An 18,330-nucleotide genomic window follows, 5' to 3' on the forward strand; every position below is an offset into this window, starting at 1 on the left:
CACGCCTGATCTATCTGCATCCGGGAGCCGACGATGGCGAAGAAAGAAAGTATTCAAAAACGTTTGCAAAAAGTGCGGCCGCCGCGCGTTCAACTCACGTATGAAGTTGAGCGTGGCGATGCGATCGAGGTGAAAGAACTGCCGTTCGTCGTCGGTGTGGTTGCCGATCTGGCCGGACAGTCCGAAGTCGAGCAGCCGAAGCTGCGCGATCGCAAGTTCGTCAACATCGACCGCGACAATTTTGACGACGTGATGAAGGCGATCGAGCCGCGTGCCGCATTTCAGGTGGAAAACCGCCTGAGCGAAGCGGGTGGCAAATTTGCTGTCGACCTGCGGTTCAAGTCGATGGCCGATTTCAACCCGGATGAGGTGGTCGCGCAGATCGAGCCGTTGCGCCGTCTGCTCGAAGCGCGTTCGAAGCTGGCCGATCTGCGCAACAAGCTGGCCGGCAACGACAAACTCGAAGACCTGCTGAGCGAAGTGCTCAACAACACGCAGCAGTTGCAAACGCTGGCGAAAGACCAGGACAACGCAGCGGACCAGCACGCCGGCGCGCCGGACCACGACAAGCAGGGCGAATAAGTACGCACGGGGTGTGAGATGAATCAGCAAACGGCAGCAGCCCAACTCGCCGCCGCGCAGAGCGGCACGGAATCCACGCTGCTCGACGAGATCGTCGAGAAAAGCCGCGTGGCCAAGTCCGAGTCCGAACACGCGCGCGCAAAAGACCTGATCGGCGAACTCGTGCACCAGGTGCTCGACGGCACGGTGGTGGTGTCCGACAACCTGTCGGCCACGATCGACGCGCGCGTCGCGGAACTCGACCGCCTGATTTCCGCGCAATTGAGCGCGGTGATGCATGCGCCGGAATTTCAGCGCATGGAAAGCACGTGGCGCGGTCTGGACTATCTGTGCAAGGAAAGCAATACCGGCTCGACAGTCAAGATCAAGGCGCTGCACGCGCCGAAGCGCGATCTCGTGCGCGACTTCAAGAACGCGATTGAATTCGATCAGAGCGCGCTCTTCAAGAAGGTTTATGAGGAAGAGTTCGGTACGTTCGGTGGTGCGCCGTTCGGCACGATCATCGGCGACTTCGAGGTGACGCGTCAGCCTGAAGACGTGTATTTCATCGAACAGATGGCGCATGTCGCGGCTGCGGCGCATGCCCCTTTCATCGCTTCCGCGTCGCCTGAACTGATGGGCCTCGAAACGTTCGCCGACCTCGGCAAGCCGCGCGATCTCGGCAAGGTGTTCGACACCGTCGAATACGCGAAGTGGAAGTCGTTCCGCGATTCCGAAGACTCGCGTTATGTCGGTTTGACCTTGCCGCGTTTTCTCGGTCGCCTGCCTTTCAATCCGAAAGACGGCGCCACCGCGGAAGGTTTCAACTTCGTTGAAGACGTGGACGGCACGGATCACAGCAAATACCTGTGGTGTAACGCAGCGTGGGCATTTGCCGCCCGCCTGACTGCCGCCTTCGACGACTTTGGCTGGTGCGCGGCGATTCGCGGCGTGGAAGGCGGCGGTCTGGTAGAAGACCTGCCCACCCACACGTTCAAGACCGACGACGGCGAGGTCGCGCTGAAATGCCCGACGGAAATCGCGATTACCGATCGCCGTGAAAAGGAACTGAGCGACCTCGGTTTCATTCCGCTCGTGCACTGCAAGAACTCGGATTACGCCGCGTTTTTCGCTGCGCAATCGGTGCAAAAACCCAAGAAATACAGCACCGATAGCGCGAATGCGAACGCCGTGCTGTCCGCGCAGTTGCAGTACATCTTCTCGGTATCGCGCGTGGCGCACTACCTGAAGGCGATGATGCGCGACAAGATCGGCAGCTTCGCATCGGCACAGAACGTCGAAGTTTTCCTGAATCGTTGGATCTCGCAGTACGTGCTGCTGGACGACAACGCGACCCAGGAGCAGAAAGCGCAGTTCCCGCTGCGCGAGGCATCGATCCAGGTCTCGGAAATTCCGGGCAAGCCTGGCTCGTATCGTTCGGTCGCTTTCCTGCGGCCGCACTTCCAGCTAGACGAGTTGTCGATCTCGTTGCGGCTTGTTGCTGACCTGCCGAAACCGGCAAATTCATAAACGAAGTCAGAGAACCCGTGCGGGCCGCACGGGTTAGCTGTTAAAACCACCTCTTTGGGGAGTCGATGAGTTATGAAGGACATCTATTTAAAATTCGGCAATCCGGCGATCAAAGGCGAGTCTGCCGATAAGGATCATGCTGGCTGGATCGAAATCGATTCATGGAGCCACTCGATTACGCAACCGCGTTCGGCAACGGCTTCGACGGCGGGCGGTCACACGTCCGAGCGTTGCGAGCACGCCGACATGCAGTTCACGAAAGATATCGACGTGGTCAGCCCGCTGATCTATCAACACGCATCGGGCGGCACGACGTTCGACGAGGTGACGATCGACTTCATGCGTTCGGACGGCGAAGGCAACCGCATCAAGTACCTGGAAGTAAAGCTCAAGTACGTGATCATCTCGAGCGTTACGCCGAGCGTGGTGGGCGAAGGCCTGCCGACCGAACAGTTCTCGCTGAAGTACGCTGCTGTGCAGTGGAAGTACACGCAGCAGAAGATCGGCGGCAACCAGGGCGGCAACGCGCAAGGCGCGTGGAGCCTGACGAAGAACGACAAGACGTACGCGGTTTAATGCCGGGGTGCACGCGGCGTGCGGCTTGCAAAGGCTGGCGCACGCCGTGTGCACTTCGCGTCTAACCGGTTTTCCGGACGCTGATGAAACGCTTCGAACCCAGCTTTCTCGACAAGCTGTTCGACGACGAACCGCATCTGCCGGCTTCCCCGGCAATGCGGCAATTGTCGTTGGACGAACTGAAGGCCACCGTCGCGCGCGACGTCGAGGCGATCCTGAACACCCGGATAGCCCTGACCGAACACGAGCTGGCGACGCTGCCGGAGTGTCAGCGCTCGCTGTTGACGTACGGCCTGAACGATTTCGCGGGCTTAAGCCTCGCGAGTCACTACGACCGTACGTTTATCTGCAAGTCGATTCAACAGGCAATCGCACGGCATGAGCCACGCTTGCAGCAAGTAGCGGTTACGCTCGAATTGAACGAACAGTCCACCAACGCGCTGAACTTTGCGATTCAGGCGTTGCTGGTCGTGCATCCGGCGGAAGAACCGGTGAGTTTCGATGCAATGCTGCAGCCATCCACGCTGCAATACTCGGTGACGCGCGCACGCGCGAAGCTTTAGTCCCCGATTCTGGTGGCTGGGTTGCAGTACCTGTGTTTTAGTATCTTGAGTACCGCTTTTGCCACCGCTTACGCGCAACGGTGGCGATGAATCAAGCGGAGAGGGTTCAGGTCCGGGGATAGATCGATGGAAGAGTTGCTGCCGTATTACGAGCGCGAATTATCATTTCTGCGGCGCTATTCACGCGATTTCGCTGAACGCTACCCGAAAATCGCGGCGCGCCTGGCGATGTCCGGCGAGCACTGCGAAGATCCGCACGTCGAGCGGATGATCGAATCGTTCGCGCTATTGGGCGCGCGCATCAACAAAAAGCTCGACGACGATTACCCCGAATTCACCGAAGCGCTGCTGGAAGTGCTGTATCCGCACTACTTGCGGCCATTCCCGTCGTGCTCCATCGCCCAACTGGGCACGTCGGCCGCGCTCAGTCATCTGACCGAGCCGGTTCTGGTCGAGCGCGGCACCGAACTCAAGTCGCGCCCGATTCGCGGCGTGCAATGCCGTTTCCGAACCGCTTACGATGTGACGCTGGCGCCGATCCGTATTTCGGAGGCGAAGTACACGTCGGTCGCGATGGCGCCGAGCGCAACCGTTCTGCCCGGCAACGCCACGGCGATCGTGTCGATCACGTTCGAATCGACCGCCGCGCAACTCGATCTTTCCGCACTGAAGGTCGGTACGTTGCGCGCGCACCTGCACGGCGAGCAATCGTTTATCGCGGCGCTGGCGGACTGCCTGTTCGTCAACGCGATGGCGACTTATGTCGAAGCCGACCGCCGCGGCGTGTGGAAGCAACTGCGTGAGCCCGCGGCCGTACAAGCCGGGTTCGACGAAGACGATGCGCTGATCGACTATCCGGCCAAATCGCATCCGGCGTACCGCTTGCTGACCGAATACTTCGCGTTCCCGGAAAAATTCAATTTCGCGGATTTCGATCTGACGGCAATGACGCGCGCGAGCGGACGCTGCCAGCGTCTGACCTTGCACGTCGTGCTCAAGGAAGTGCGTAGCGATTCGCACATCGCGCGCCTGCTGGATTCGTTGTCCGCGCATCATTTCCGTCTGTTCTGCACGCCGGTCGTGAATCTGTTCGAGCAGCACGGCGAGCCGATCCGGATCAGCCATCAGGCGGTTTCGTATCCGGTGATCGCCGAAGCGCGCCGCGCATTCGCATACGAGGTTTATTCGATCGACTCGGTGAAACTCGTCCGGCAGCAGGCGCACGAAGAATCGGTGATCGAGTTCCGCCCGTTTTATTCGCTGCATCACGGCGAAGCGGCACGTGCGGGGCACTACTGGTTCGCGCGGCGCAACGATTGGGTTGCGCAGAAAAGCCCCGGTTACGAGACCGAGATATCGATTGTCGATATCGATTTCGAGCCGGCCGCGCCGCAAACCGATACGCTGAGTCTCGATCTGACGTGTACCAATCGGGACCTGCCCGCCGGCCTCGCGGTAGGCCTCGAAGGCGGCGATCTGTTTCTGGAGGGCGGCTCGCTGACCGGCAGCATCACCATGCTGCGACGGCCGACGCCCAGCGTGCGTTTCGAGCGTGGGCGCGCTTCACACTGGCGGCTGATTTCGCATCTGGCGTTGAATCATGTGTCGCTCGCCAGCAGCGGCCTGTCGGCACTCAAGGAAATGCTGGTGCTTTACGACTTGCGGCGCACGGCAGTGTCGGCACGGCATATCGACGGCCTCGTGGGCATCGAGCAGCGCGCCGCGGTGCAATGGCTGCCGGGCAAGCCGTTCGCGACTTTCGTGCGCGGTATCGAGATTCGTTTGACGATCGACGAGGAGCATTTCGTCGGCACGAGTCTCGCGTCGTTCGTGCGTGTGATCGATACGTTTTTCGGGCTGTACGTGCATCTGAACAGCTTTGTGCAACTGGTCGTCGTGTCGAAGCGCACTGGCGAGGAGATTTTGCGATGCAAACCGCGCAGCGGCGAATCGATCCTGGCGTAGTCGAGCAACTTCTCGACGAACCGCATCGCTTCGAATTTTTTCAGGCGGTGCGGATTCTCGAGAAGTGGTTCGCGCAGCAGGCACCCTCGAGTAACGGGCGTCCCGGCGAAATCGTCGCGCAGCGGCTTGCTTTTCGCAATTCGCTGTCGATGTCGTTTCCGCCCAGCGAAATTCATAGCGCGCAGTCCTACGACGACGAAGGCGCGGCGCTGAAAGAGAAGCCGCAACGCACCGCCGCGCTCGCAGCCGGTTCGCTGCACAAGGTCGATATCACACCGGCGTTTTTCGGTTTGCTCGGCGGGCAGGGCGCTTTGCCGCTGCATTACACCGAGCAGATCATTGCGCGCGAGCAGATCAAGCGCGACCGCGCGGCACGCGAATTCTTCGACGTGTTTTCGAATCGCGCGACAGCGCTTTTCTACGCGGCGTGGAAGAAGTACCGGCTGCCGTTCCATTACGAACTGGATCGCGACGAACGCTATCTGCCGCTATTGCTCGCGCTGGCAGGCGTTGCCGACGACGACACGCGCAACAGTCTGCAAAGCGGCGACGGCGCGCTGTTCGACGAAGCGATTGCCGGCTACGCATTGGCCGCGCGGCACCGGCCGGTTTCCGCGGCCTATCTGCAACGCACGCTCTCCGAATACTTCAAGGTGCGGGTGCGCGTCGAACAGTTCGTCGGCAAATGGTACGACGTGCCGCGCGATCAACTGACCGTGCTCGGCGGCGTCAATGCCACGCTCGGCGCCACGGCGCTGGCGGGCGAGCGGGTCTGGCAGCGCGACATGCGTGCGCGGCTCGTGATCGGACCGCTCGACAAGGCTGACTATGAAGCGTTTTTACCGGGCGCCGACCGTGCTGTGGCGCTCGAACGCATGCTGACGCTGCTTGCCGGCGTGACACTCGAATATGAGGTCTCGCTGGTGCTGCGCCGCAAGGAAGTGGGGCCAAGCACGCTGAGCGGCGGCGCACGCCTCGGTTGGGACGCATTTCTGTGCACGAGAGAAGCCGACCATGATCGCGCTGATGCGCGCTATGAATTGCACGTGATTCACTGACCATAACGATAGAACCAGGACCCGGATCGCACGACATGAGCACGTCCCTCAATACCCTGATCGCCAAACTGAATCCGACCTGCCGTCAGGCGGCTTTGCTCGCGGCCAACAACTGTCTCGCGCGCGGTCACTATGAGGTCGACCTCGAGCATCTGTTGCTCGCGCTGCTGGAAGAACCGGCGAGCGACGTCACGCTGGTGCTGCGCGCAAGCAGGGTCGATGCGCATGCGTTGCGCGCGGATGTCGAGCGCGAATTGCAGCGCCTGAAGACCGGCAATACGCGTACGCCGGTGTTCTCGAAGCACCTGATCGATTTGCTCGAGCAGGCATGGCTGATCGCGTCGCTCGATTCGCGGATTGGCCGGATTCGCTCCGGGCATCTGCTGCTCGCGTTGTTGACGGCGCCGGATCTCGCCCAGTTTGCCGAGCGTATGTCGCCACTGCTGCGTGAGGTGAGGGTGACGGATCTGAAGCACAAGTTCGACGAATTGACCGCGGGGTCGCGAGAAGTCGAGCGGAGTAACGACGCGGAGAACGAAGCTGAAGGCGCGAGCGATGCAGCCGCTGCCGACCCGGCACCCGGCGCGCCCTCGAAAACGCCCGCGCTCGATACCTACACCAGCAATCTCACGCAGCGCGCGCGTGAAGGCAAGATCGATCCGGTGATCGGCCGCGAAGGCGAGATTCGCCAGACGATCGACATCCTGATGCGCCGCCGGCAGAACAATCCCATCATGACGGGCGAGGCGGGCGTCGGCAAAACGGCGGTGGTCGAAGGCCTCGCGTTGCGCATTGCGGCTGACGACGTGCCCGCGCCGCTGAAGGGTGTCGCACTGCATGTACTCGACATGGGGCTGCTGCAAGCCGGCGCGAGCGTCAAGGGCGAGTTCGAGAATCGCCTGAAAAACGTGATCGACGAGGTGAAGAAGAGCCCGCATCCGATCATTCTGTTTATCGACGAGGCGCATACGATCATCGGCGCCGGTGGCCAGGCCGGCCAGAACGACGCGGCGAATCTGCTGAAGCCGGCGCTGGCGCGCGGCGAATTGCGCACCATCGCGGCGACCACGTGGAGCGAATACAAAAAGTACTTCGAGAAAGATGCGGCGCTGGCACGGCGTTTCCAGGTCGTGAAGATCGAAGAGCCGAGCGAGACGCTCGCCGCGGCAATGTTGCGCGGCATGGCAGCGTTGATGGAAAAGCATTTCAACGTCCGGGTGCTGGACGACGCGATCACTGAGGCGGTCCGTCTGTCGCATCGTTATATCAGCGGCCGTCAACTGCCGGACAAGGCGATCAGCGTGCTCGACACCGCCTGCGCAAAAGTCGCGCTCGCGCATAGCTCGACCCCCGCCGCGATCGACGACACCAGGAAGCGACTCGAGCGTATCGACGCCGAAATTGCCGCATTGGAGCGCGAAGTGGCGAGCGGCGCTCTGCACGACGAACGGCTCGCGGCGCTGCGCGACTTGCGTGAAGAAGATGTGAAAGACCTCGCGGAAGATGAAGCGCGCTACGACAAGGAGCGCGCGCTCGTCACGGAGATCGTCGGCCTGCGCGCTGAAATCGACGCCGCGCGCGTGGGCAGCGCGGATGCCGCGCAAGCCGACAAGGCGCAGCAGGCACGCGACACGCTGGCCACGCGTGTGGCGGAGTTGCACGCCTTGCAGGGCGGCCAGCCGATGGTCCCGTTGCAGGTCGACGGCCACGTGGTTGCCGAAATCGTCGCTTCATGGACCGGCATTCCGCTCGGCCGCATGATCAAGGACGAAATCCAGACCGTGCTGAATCTGCAGCCGTTGCTGGCCGCCCGCGTGATCGGGCAGGACCACGCACTCGATGCGATCGCGCAACGCGTGCGTACCGCCAGCGCGAATCTCGAGGATCCGAACAAGCCGCGCGGCGTGTTCATGTTCGTCGGACCGTCGGGCGTCGGCAAGACCGAAACCGCGCTGGCGCTCGCCGACGTGCTGTACGGCGGTGAACGCAAGATGGTCACGATCAACATGAGCGAGTACCAGGAAGCGCACAGCGTGTCGGGCCTGAAGGGTTCGCCGCCGGGCTACGTCGGTTACGGCGAAGGCGGGGTGCTGACCGAAGCCGTGCGTCGCAATCCGTATTCGGTGGTGCTGCTCGACGAGGTGGAAAAGGCACACCCCGACGTGCTGGAAATGTTCTTCCAGGTGTTCGACAAGGGCACGATGGACGACGCGGAAGGGCGCGAGATCGATTTTCGCAACACGCTGATCATTCTGACCTCGAACGTCGGCTCGCAGGCGGTGATGCAGGCATGCCTGAACAAGAGCGCGGAAGAGCTGCCGGATGCGGATGAACTCGCGGAGACGCTGCGGCCACAGTTGTACAAGGCGTTCAAACCAGCGTTCCTCGGGCGCATGAAAGTGGTGCCGTACTACCCGATCACCGACGACGTGCTCGCCGAAATCATCGACTTGAAGCTGGAGCGGATTCGCCGCCGTATCGAATCGAATCACAAGGCGGTATTCGAGTGGGACGAATCGCTCGTCGACGCTGTGCTGGCGCGTTGCACCGAAGTGGATTCCGGTGCGCGCAATGTCGACCACATTCTGAACGGCACGCTCCTGCCCGAAGTTGCGCAGCAGGTGCTCGAGCGCATTGCCAATGGTACCGAGATCGAACGCATCACGGTGCGCGCGAGCGAAGCGGGCGAGTTCGAATACAACGTTGTGTGAAGAGGCATGCCCCAGTTGCTTCACGATCTGTTTTAATGCCGTACCGGAACCTTATTGCTTTCTGTCATGCCGACTAATCTGAACACGCTGCTGGCGCCGATCAGCGAAACCTCGCCGTGCGGCGAAGACCTGCTGTTTTCAGCGGATTTTGACGCGATCCAGCACGCGCGCCGTTTTGAAGACCCGTCACTGGATCAGGGCGAATGGGTCACGGATATCAAGGAAGCCGACTGGCCGTTCGTGGTCGAACGCTCGAGCAGCCTGCTGCAGACGCAGACGAAGGATTTGCGTCTCGCGGTCTGGCTCACCGAGGCGCTTGCCATCGAGGAAGGCGTAACCGGTCTCACGCAAGGTTATGCGCTGCTCACGGGGCTGTGCGAAACGTACTGGGATCACGTTCATCCGTTGCCCGAGGGTGACGATACCGAGTACCGGCTCGGCAACGTCGCGTGGCTGGTCGGACGCACCGGCGATCTGCTGCGGGCCACGCCGCTCACGTCGTCGCAAGGCAGGTCGTACAGCACGATCGACTGGGACGTCGCCACGCATGTCGCGCAAGCGGTCAAGCGCGATCCGGATCACGCCGACGATATCGCGCGCGGCAAACCTTCCATTGAGCAGATCGAAGCATCGAAGCGCGCCACCCCGGTCGCGTTCTATTCGACGTTGCTGGCCGACCTGAAAGCATTCGAAGCGGCGATGCTCGCGCTCGAACAGGCACTGGACCGACGCGCGGCCGATTCGGCACCGAGCTTCCGGCAGGCGAAAGATGCGTATGAGAGCGTCTACCGGCTGGCGGAACGCTTTGCCCGCGAACTGGGCGTCAGCGCTGATGCGCCGGCGGCGAAAGCGCCGAAGCCGGAAGAACACGAGCGTGCCGAGCCTACTTTCAAGACTTCACCGCAACGCGAGGAACCCGTGTTGACGACCAGCCCGACTAGCCCGACCGTCCAGACCAGTTCGATTGCTGGCATCCAGAGCCGCGCGCAAGCCGTCGCGCAGTTGCGCGCGGTGGCCAGATTTTTTCGCAGCACCGAGCCGCATAATCCGGCTGCTTACTTCGCCGACAAAGCGGCAGAATGCGCGGATATGCCTTTGCATCAGTGGCTTTCATCGGTCGTGAAGGACGATGGTTCGCTCGCGCATATTCGCGAACTGCTGGGCGTGAAGCCCGAGGAAAACAGCTAGAACATCTATCGCGCAAGTAAAAAAGCCTGGCATCGATTTTCGATGCCAGGCTTTTTTTAATCACACGCTCAAGCTCAAACTCAAGCGCGGCAACTCAGGATCCCGCGCGGAACTCGATGCGCCGGTTACGCGCGCGTCCGTCGTTCGTATCGTTGGTCGCAATCGGTTGATCCGGACCGACCCCTGTAGTCGTCATCTGTTCGGGCGGGATGCCCTTGGCGACCAGATAACCCTTCACCGCATCCGCGCGCGCCTGGCTCAGGGCGATATTCGAGGTGCGATTGCCCGAGTTGTCGGTATGGCCGATGATCGCCACCGTCCTTGTCTGCATCTTCGAGAGGACCGCGGCCATCTGATCGAGAATCGCGCGGCCTTGCGGCGTAAGCGTCGCGCTGCCCGTCTCGAACTCGATCGTGCGATTCGCCAGGGTCTGATCGAGCAGGCCCTGTTCCGACGCGCTCACCCGCAAGCCGTTCTTGATCGTGTAGGTCGGATTCAGTGCATTCGCCATATCGCTCGCGAGCTGCTGGCGCTGCGATTCGTTGCGGACTTCGCCTTTTACGTCGATCTGCGTGCCGTCGATTTTCAACTGACCTTTGCTGATCTGCTTCAACTGCGGGCCGATCAGTTTTTGCACGTTGGCGGACCAGTTCGGCGGCGTTGCGACGTCGGCGACTTCGATCTGATCGACCACGTTGGCCGCGCCGTAGGTGTCGCGCAGCCGTGCGAGCACCGCGGCCTTGGTCGCTTCATCCGGCACTTTACCGCCGACCACGACCTGGCCCGGCGTTGCATTGGCGGGCGGCGGCGACGCGCTGATCGCACCGGTACCGGCGCCCGTGGTGCCGCTGGCGAGTCCGGCTGTATTGACCGCCGGTCCGGCATTGCCCGGTTGCGCTGACGCAGGCGCGGGCAAAACCGTCGTCCGAATCGCAATGCCGCTATTGTCGACCGGTGTGACGCGTGCCGGGCCGTCGTTGTCGGCATGGGCAAGCGCACTGATCAGAAGGCCGGCCACAAGTGACGCAATGCGGATAGATTGGCTCAGCATCGTGTCACGCTCCCGTGAATGCTTCGCGGAACGTGTCGATGCTGACACGCAACGACAGTTGCGGTTGGTCGAGATAGCTGACGAGCTTGCTGATGCCATGATCGTTTTGTGCGTGTTCGTCGATCCATTCGGGATCGTCGATATCGATGTTATGCGCCGCGTACGCCTGCGGATCGACCACGCTATGCAGCGTTTTGGCCGAGGCGCCGTTAAAGCCGATGATGAGCCGTTCGCGTTCGGCAATCGTGCCGATAAAAATCGCCAGCTCGAAATCGGCCTGCGAGACGAATGGCGCGATCAGTTCGAGCCAGAATGCCGCGACGAGCGAGCGATAGAACGGATCGTTCGGCAGCGGCAGGGTCAGCCCGCGTTCGAGATGCGATGAACCGCTTTGCATCACAGGACGCAGCAGCGAACCGAGCGCCAGCATAGCCCCGCGCAGGCGCACCGGATGGCCGCTCGCCAGGAGCATCTGTTCGAGGCCGGAGAGTGTCTGGTGCTCGACGAAGTCGTTGAAAGTGCCGTCGTGCGGATTGCCCGGGCCGCCGCCGATCTCGATCGGCACTTGCGTTTCGCCGAGCGCCTGCAGCGCGCCGGCCGGCTCGCTCGCGCCGAGCAGCGGCTTCATCTGCGAGGCGATGCGTGACCACAGGCGCGCGAAGGCCAGCGGACTGTGGGCCAGAAACGTCAGCGGTTTTTCGACTTCCAGCGCGGTCGCGGCAAGAAACGGAAAGCGCCGCGACGATTGATCCTGGCTGGCCACCATGTGCCCGGCAATGGCCAGCTTGCTGCGCGAACCGAGGAACGCGAAATGCATCGGCTTGGCGTTCTCGTAGACGATTTTCCAGCGCGGATCGTCGGTGAGCAATTCCATGGCCTCGGCGATCCAGCGGTCGAGCGTGGCCAGCAACTGCGGGTTATGCGCGCTTTTGACGAAGTCGCCACGCGACGGGATTTTGCCGAAATAGGCGATTTGCGCCTGCACGGTTTGCGTCATTGCGCACCCCCTGTGTTCGAAACCGCGGCGGCGGCCGTCGCCGGCCGTGCCACTGGTGATGCCGGTGCGGCGCCCGTTGTTCCTGTTGGTGCCGGGCCGCCCGCGGCCGTCGCGTTGACGGAATTCGCCGCCGCGCTCACGTCCGCCACCGAGGACGGCAGCCGCAAACCGCGCAGGCTTTGCTGTTGCGGCGCGTCGCTGCTGCCGCCGCCCGAGGCTTGCGAGGTGCTGATGATGCGCATGCTGACCGCCACGGTGATATTGCCTTGGGTCCACGACAGATCGAAAGTGCCATCCGGACGGCGCTTGCGTTGCGCCGAGTTGATCAGCTTCTCCAGACCGTAGCGGCCCGGTTCGTTGACCAGTTGCAGCGTGCGGCCATCGAAGGTCGTGGCACTCAGCGTCGCGCCCGGCGAGCCCGACGGATTCGGCCACACGAAGTTGGTCCACTGCGGCGGCGTATTGCGGTAACGCATCTGCTGGCCGTCGATCGCGAGCGTGTATTCCGTGGTGCCGCTGCTAGGCTGCGGCAGGATCTGGAACACGGTCTGCGGTTCGGCCGAGCTTTGACCCGACGAGCTTGCCGCGCCGCCGGCAAGCGGCGCCACCCAGCGCGCGAAACCGCTGGTGAAGTCAGGCGTCAGCGCGAGACCCATATCGCCCCACGTGCGCGAGGTCAGCGTGTCGCCGCGGCGCACCGCGAGCGGCCCGAGCGTGGTGCCGACGAACTTGGCGATCGCGCCATCCGGCCCGAACACCTGGGCGATTTCGCCGGCGCCGGCTTCGACCTTCGCGTCGCTGGCAAACGGATACTTGTTGGCGAGCGAGCTCTGGAAGGTCTGATAGACCTGCGCGTTCCACACCTTGTTGACTTCGACGCTGGCCGGCTGGATCACCACGGCATACGCCGCCATCAGCGGACGCACCAGCAGCGGACGCAGTGCCTTGCGTTGCGAATCGGTGAGGCCCGTCAGCATCTGCTCGTCGACGTACTTCAGCGAATCGGCCAGCTCGGAGCCGCTGCCGTCGAGCGTCTGCTGCATCAGCTGACGCGCGCCCGGTCCCGGATCGCCCTGGTTCTTGATCACGTTAAAGCGTGTACGAACCTTCGAGAGCGTGTCCATGTAGCCCTTCAGCATCGAGCCGTTGTCGCCGGAGACGACGATGCGGCCCAGCGCCGAGAACTCCTGGCCGATCGGCCCCATCGGCACTTCGACCGGATTGCCGTTGATGTCGATGTTGGCGTTCAACTGGCCGGTCGGCGCACGCGAGAACCAGTTCTTGAACCAGCTGGTCACGCCGGTTTGCGCGCGTTTCAGGTTTGCGTTGAAGAGGGACGGGTTGTCCCACGAAGTCTGGTCGTACGCGGTTTCGAGGATCTTGCGGATCGGCGAATCCTGCGGATCGCCCAGACGGTTCATCGCATCCACGGCCTGGCTGAAACTGCCGAAGTTCTGCACGGCAATGCCTTGCATGAACTTCTGCCAGTGCATCGCGTACTCCGTCTTGTACATCGCGACGAGCGCCTTCTGGATCTGCTCGGGGCTGCCTTCCAGCGTCAGGTCGTCGTGCGCGGAGGTGTTGAGCACCCAGTCCTTGGCCTGCAATTCCTTGGTGGCGGCATCGCGGATCGCCGGCTGCACGTACTGGAACCACGCTTCACGCGTGAAGGTGCCGGGGATCGCGTAGCTGCCGGCCACCAGCGCCGTATTGCTGTCGCCGACAATGCGCGCGATCGTCATCGGCGCGAAACGGGTCGACGCACGCGCCTTGATTTCTTCGTAGACACGCTGACGGGCCGGCATGCCGCGCACCACGCGGCGCAGATTTTCACGGGTCTGGTCGACGAGGCCGAGGTTCTGGTCGATCATCGGCCAGTCGTTGTCGGATACGCGCGACAGATAGAAGGTGATCATGCGCTCGGCGCTGCGGATCATCTCGTCGCGAGGCATGTTGCCGCGATTCGTCTCGAGCCAGCCGCGCCAGAAGCGGGCCACCTGGTCGGTCAGGTGAGCGGTTTCCACGTGACGCTTGTCGCTCAGCATCAGGTAGGTCTTGAGCGCGTTGTACGCGTCTTCGACGTTGGTCGGCGATGCGTCGCTATACAAGCCGCCCTGGCTGTTCGCCGCCATTGCCGTATGCGCGGACACTGGAATCGCTGCGGCGTCCGGCGTGCGGTTCAGCGGAGCGAGCTGGTCGGGATGCGCGTTGACGTCTTTCAGGAACGACGCGAGATTCTGCGAGACAGGGTCGAGCAGGATCTGACGTACGCCGTTGTAGTACTCGGTCAGCAAGTGCTGTTCGAGACGGTCGCCCTGATACAGCCCGAGCGACACCGCCAACGGCTTGTCGCGGCGGAACTGCTCGAGCTGGTCGATGCGGTCTTCCAGAATGTCCATGGCCTGCAAGCGCGATTGCAGGTCGTTGCGGTTCTGCTGCAGGCGCACCACGTTATCGAGGTCGGCCTTGACGTTGTCGGCGAGTTGCTGATTGCCGATCGTCGACCACGTCCAGCCGCCGAGCGCCAGCGCGAGCACCGCGACAAAGCCGAAGAACGTGGCATAGCGCATGCGCGTCTTGGCCGGACTCGCGAACTGCTTGACGGTCTGCCGGTCGGCGAAAATCACCTTGGAGAACAGATCGCGCAGGAAGAAGCCGTTCTTCGAGAATGCACTGTGCGGCTTGGGCAGGCTCTCCGCGGAGAGGCCGAAACGGTTGGCGATGCGGGTGGCGGCGGCGCTGTTGGTTTCGCCTTCCTGCAACGCGCTCGTGAAGTAGAAGCCGCGGAAAATCGGCTTGTGCTGGAACGGGTTGGTTTCAAACAGCGTGGCGAGGAACGCGCGCAAGGCGGGCTTGATCGTCGAGAATTCGAGCGGGAAGCTCAACTGACCCGGCGAGAGCTTGTTGCCGCGGTTGATCGACATCTGCGCGACGCTGATTTCTTTCAGGCCGTCATAGAGCTCTTCAAAATGCTCGTCGAACAGGCCGACCACGTCGCGTTTTTCGTCCGGCTCGTAGGGCAGGGTGGCGCCCCATACACGGTCGTATTCATGGCGGTCGCTGCCGCTGAAAAATTCGGTGAAGCCCGTGATCAGGTCGGCCTTGGTGAACATCACATACACCGGCGCGAAGACTTCGAGCTTCTCGGTCAATTCCTGCACGCGCTGGCGTAGATTCTTCGCGAGATTGATCGCGAACTCGGGCTTGCTGCTGGTCAATTCGGCAATGCTGGCCGTGACGATGATGCCGTTGATCGGCGCCTTCGGCCGGAAACGCTTGAGCAGGCCAAGAAAGCCGAGCCATTCGGTGCGGTCTTCTTCGTGTACGGAATAGCGGCCGGCGGTGTCGAGCAGAATGCCTTCGGTCGTGAAGAACCAGTCGCAATTCCGTGTGCCGCCAATGCCGTGAATCACCGCGTTGTTCTTGTCGGCGAAAGGAAACTGCAGGCCCGAATTCAGCACGGCGCTGCTTTTGCCCGCAGCCGGGTTGCCGATCACGATGTACCAGGGCAATTCATACAGCGCCGAGCCGCCGGACATCTGACCGATCTTCGAGGTCTTGATCGTTTTCACCGCATCCACGAGGCGCGTGCGCAGTACGTCGAGTTCGGCCTGGCGCGCGGGCGTGGGCGCGGGGCCGGTTTCGGTCTGCTTCTCTGCCTGCTGCTCGAGCATTTCACCGAGCTTGTCATTCGCGCGCCGCGCGCGCAGGCGCCGCACCACCCAGACCAGCAGCCACAGCGCGATCACCGCGCCGAGGACAATGGCGGGCCACATCAGGTCGATCTGCAAGGTGTCGGCGCCGATGAATAAAACAGCAGCGAGCGCTAGCAAGCCGATGATCGAGAGCGTGCGTGTGTGGGTCAACACGTTAAGAATGCGTCGCATAAGCCGTTCAGGTCTTGGTGATGTGTGTTGTGGCGCGGGTGTGGCAAACAACATGACGCGAGCGCGGGCAAAGTCTGCCCGCGCCGCGTTTGAAACAAAACGAAAGCATATTCAGACGAAAATGAATATGGCCGGATTGTTAAATCCGCCATGGAGTGTTCCGCCGATGGCGCCTGGACGAATACCGTTATGCATTCGGCATTGCCGATTCTTGCCGGAAAAATTGATTGAACGCCCCATTGCAACCTCTTTATTACCTGCTTCGCCTTAATGACCGCGCCCCAGGACGAAGCCGGGTTTGTGATATTCAACGTGCCCGAGATCCATCATTTTCCAACGGCCACCCCACGTCAGGCCGACCTGTTCAGCCGTCTGCCCATATAACTGATAGCCTCGCATGGCCCAGGGATCTTTTTCTGAAATGACGAGCTTGCCGTCGCGCAAAAAAGCATTGTCCGCGGCAAGACCGTATTGGTGATAGCTCTGAAATGCTGCGGCATTCGTGACGTTGCCCCCCATTTGCGCCAGGCGGTTTTGCCGCTCCGGACTGCGATAACCTTCCAGCAATGCCATTTCATACCCGTACTGCTCGTGCATGATTTTGTAGACGAGCAATAAACGCGTTCTGAAATCGGCGTCGAGCAAATTCCAGTCGCGGCTCGCGTCTTTCAGCGCAGGCCGAATCTGCTCCACTTCCTGCGTTGCAAATACTTCTGGCGGCAGCGGCGGCGGGGGCACAAGCTGTTCGCCATTCAATAACGCGGCAATTTTCTCATCCGGTACTCGTGCAGTGTCATCGAATTGGAATAATTGCCGGCCGCGTAAAGCCAATGCCACCAATGGCGGCGTCGCAAGAATACCTGTGGTGGTAAAAATCAGCAAGCGCCGCTTTGCCAGTAACTTTTGCATATCGACTGCAGTCGATTGCGAAATTTTTGCCGAACGTGCTAATTGGCTTCGAGCACGTGATGCGCCTTGCGATGCCCGACGCATCACGCGGCCATGAATGGCGAGCGCGGCGCCTAATAAAGAGGCGCGTACCGCTGGCAATAGCAGCATTGCAGCGATCACAACGGCGATGGCGAAATAGGCGAGAAGTACTACGGCAATCAAAGTCGACCCCGGAAATTGGAAACAATTGTATTTTGTAATGCTTGCTCTTAGAATCAGGCCTGCTCGGAGAGGAGCCGGAACGGTATTATCACGGCGAAATAATCCAGGATTCAATGAGACAGTGAATGAGTGCGCCGGAAAGTTCGAATTCCAAAGCCCCACCTAGCCTTTTATCCGATAAGGCTAAGGGTGCCGATGGCAATGGTTCGCGAATTCTTGCGAACCTGGAAGGCCGCGTCGCGCCGCCTACCGAAAAACCACGCCGGTCGAAAACGCCGCTCGTGCTGGTTGCCTTGCTCGTGATCGCGGCGGGCGGTTGGGGCGCGTGGCATATGCAGCAACGTGTGCAGTCGGAGTCTTTGGCATCCGCCACGCCCGCCAACGCCGAGAAAGCCGCCGTGCCGGCGTCCGCCGCCAGCGGCGCGCCTCAGGTCGCGGCAAAAGCGGAAGCGCCGGCTGCGGCGTCCTCGCAGGCGGCCACGATCGTTGCTGACGATAGCGACAGCAATACACCGGCGGCATCCGCGAGTGCGTCCGCGAGCGGTGACGGGAGCCGCTTGTCGCGCGCGCTCGCCGATGGTGCCGAGCCCAGTAACGCATCCGCACCGGTTGCATCCGCAACGGCTGCGTCGGCGGTCACGGTGCCGGCTGCAAAGCATGGCAAGAGCGCCACGGCTGTGGCCGGCAATGAGAAACGCGAGTTGACGGCGCACGGCAAGAAGGAGAGCACGAGCGCGAGCAATCGTCACGCGCGCGCGCCTGCCACAGTCGCTCAAACGAAGAAATCGCGTGCGGCCGGCAATGCTTCGAAAGATGATTCGGATGCCGATCTATTGGCCGCGCTCGTGGCGCGCACCAAGCCGGCCGATCCGAAAGCGACCGACGATAAAACGGCCACCAAGGTTAGCGCATCGGCTACGCCTGGCAACATCAAGCTGGCAGAACGCGTTAAAGAATGCGGACAGCGTGGTTTCTTTGAAGACCAACTGTGCCGTTGGCGCGTCTGCGACGGGCATTGGGGTAAGGACCCCGCCTGTCCGGGGGCGGCGCCGCAGGCACGCCAGCCATAAGTCAAAAATGTGCGTCCTGGTGACGCACAATCCCATCAAGCACGACGCCAGGTTGATATG

The 18,330-nt window shown here is 61.7% G+C and carries 13 protein-coding genes; 9 read left to right on the plus strand and 4 right to left on the minus strand.

Going from position 1 to position 18,330, the window contains the following annotated elements:
* The first annotated feature begins 33 nt into the window (after nt 1–33).
* The 8 genes from tssB to tssA all read left to right on the plus strand — a co-directional run bounded on the left by tssB (nt 34) and on the right by tssA (nt 10,152).
* Nucleotides 34–582 (plus strand): type VI secretion system contractile sheath small subunit, encoded by a 549-nt coding sequence (gene tssB / locus AC57B6_RS27465; protein WP_028197290.1) that lies wholly within the window; start codon nt 34–36, stop codon nt 580–582.
* Nucleotides 583–600: 18 nt separating this feature from the next.
* Nucleotides 601–2,091, plus strand: coding sequence for a type VI secretion system contractile sheath large subunit (tssC, locus tag AC57B6_RS27470; RefSeq protein WP_028197289.1), 1,491 nt, complete (start codon nt 601–603; stop codon nt 2,089–2,091).
* 72 nt (nt 2,092–2,163) lie between these two features.
* On the plus strand, nt 2,164–2,667 hold the full coding sequence (locus AC57B6_RS27475; RefSeq protein WP_020070381.1) for an Hcp family type VI secretion system effector: 504 nt from the start codon (nt 2,164–2,166) through the stop codon (nt 2,665–2,667).
* Between the two features lie 83 nt (nt 2,668–2,750).
* Nucleotides 2,751–3,230, plus strand: coding sequence for a type VI secretion system baseplate subunit TssE (tssE, locus tag AC57B6_RS27480; RefSeq protein ID WP_028197288.1), 480 nt, complete (start codon nt 2,751–2,753; stop codon nt 3,228–3,230).
* Nucleotides 3,231–3,356: 126 nt separating this feature from the next.
* Nucleotides 3,357–5,195: a type VI secretion system baseplate subunit TssF gene (gene tssF / locus AC57B6_RS27485; RefSeq protein WP_030100793.1), complete on the plus strand. Its 1,839-nt coding sequence runs from the start codon at nt 3,357–3,359 to the stop codon at nt 5,193–5,195.
* Nucleotides 5,159–6,253, plus strand: coding sequence for a type VI secretion system baseplate subunit TssG (tssG, locus tag AC57B6_RS27490; protein WP_028197286.1), 1,095 nt, complete (start codon nt 5,159–5,161; stop codon nt 6,251–6,253). Before tssF ends, tssG begins: the two co-directional genes overlap by 37 nt.
* Before the next feature lie 35 nt (nt 6,254–6,288).
* Nucleotides 6,289–8,964 carry a type VI secretion system ATPase TssH gene (gene tssH, locus AC57B6_RS27495; protein ID WP_491563910.1) on the plus strand — a complete coding sequence of 892 codons (2,676 nt, stop codon included), beginning with the start codon at nt 6,289–6,291 and terminating at the stop codon, nt 8,962–8,964.
* 66 nt (nt 8,965–9,030) lie between these two features.
* The gene (tssA, locus tag AC57B6_RS27500) at nt 9,031–10,152 is read left to right on the plus strand and encodes a type VI secretion system protein TssA (protein ID WP_496422498.1); all 1,122 of its coding nucleotides are present in this window, start codon (nt 9,031–9,033) and stop codon (nt 10,150–10,152) included.
* Between the two features lie 94 nt (nt 10,153–10,246).
* On the opposite strand, the gene AC57B6_RS27505 is transcribed toward tssA, so the two are convergent.
* The 4 genes from AC57B6_RS27505 to AC57B6_RS27520 all read right to left on the minus strand — a co-directional run bounded on the left by AC57B6_RS27505 (nt 10,247) and on the right by AC57B6_RS27520 (nt 17,200).
* Entirely contained in the window at nt 10,247–11,203 is a 957-nt protein-coding gene (locus AC57B6_RS27505; RefSeq protein ID WP_030100789.1) for an OmpA family protein, read from the minus strand.
* 4 nt (nt 11,204–11,207) lie between these two features.
* Nucleotides 11,208–12,200: a type VI secretion system-associated protein TagF gene (gene tagF / locus AC57B6_RS27510; RefSeq protein ID WP_030100788.1), complete on the minus strand. Its 993-nt coding sequence runs from the start codon at nt 12,198–12,200 to the stop codon at nt 11,208–11,210.
* Nucleotides 12,197–16,087 carry a type VI secretion system membrane subunit TssM gene (gene tssM / locus AC57B6_RS27515; RefSeq protein ID WP_144195586.1) on the minus strand — a complete coding sequence of 1,297 codons (3,891 nt, stop codon included), beginning with the start codon at nt 16,085–16,087 and terminating at the stop codon, nt 12,197–12,199. The genes tagF and tssM overlap by 4 nt, the downstream gene beginning before the upstream one ends.
* Before the next feature lie 267 nt (nt 16,088–16,354).
* Nucleotides 16,355–17,200 (minus strand): M15 family metallopeptidase, encoded by an 846-nt coding sequence (locus AC57B6_RS27520; protein WP_046570760.1) that lies wholly within the window; start codon nt 17,198–17,200, stop codon nt 16,355–16,357.
* Nucleotides 17,201–17,325: 125 nt separating this feature from the next.
* Here AC57B6_RS27520 and AC57B6_RS27525 point away from each other — a divergent pair, with 125 nt between their 5' ends.
* On the plus strand, nt 17,326–18,270 hold the full coding sequence (locus tag AC57B6_RS27525; protein ID WP_496422499.1) for a hypothetical protein: 945 nt from the start codon (nt 17,326–17,328) through the stop codon (nt 18,268–18,270).
* Nucleotides 18,271–18,330 lie beyond the last annotated feature (60 nt).

This window comes from Paraburkholderia sp. BGA-UO-ETr-F12 (assembly GCF_059567945.1).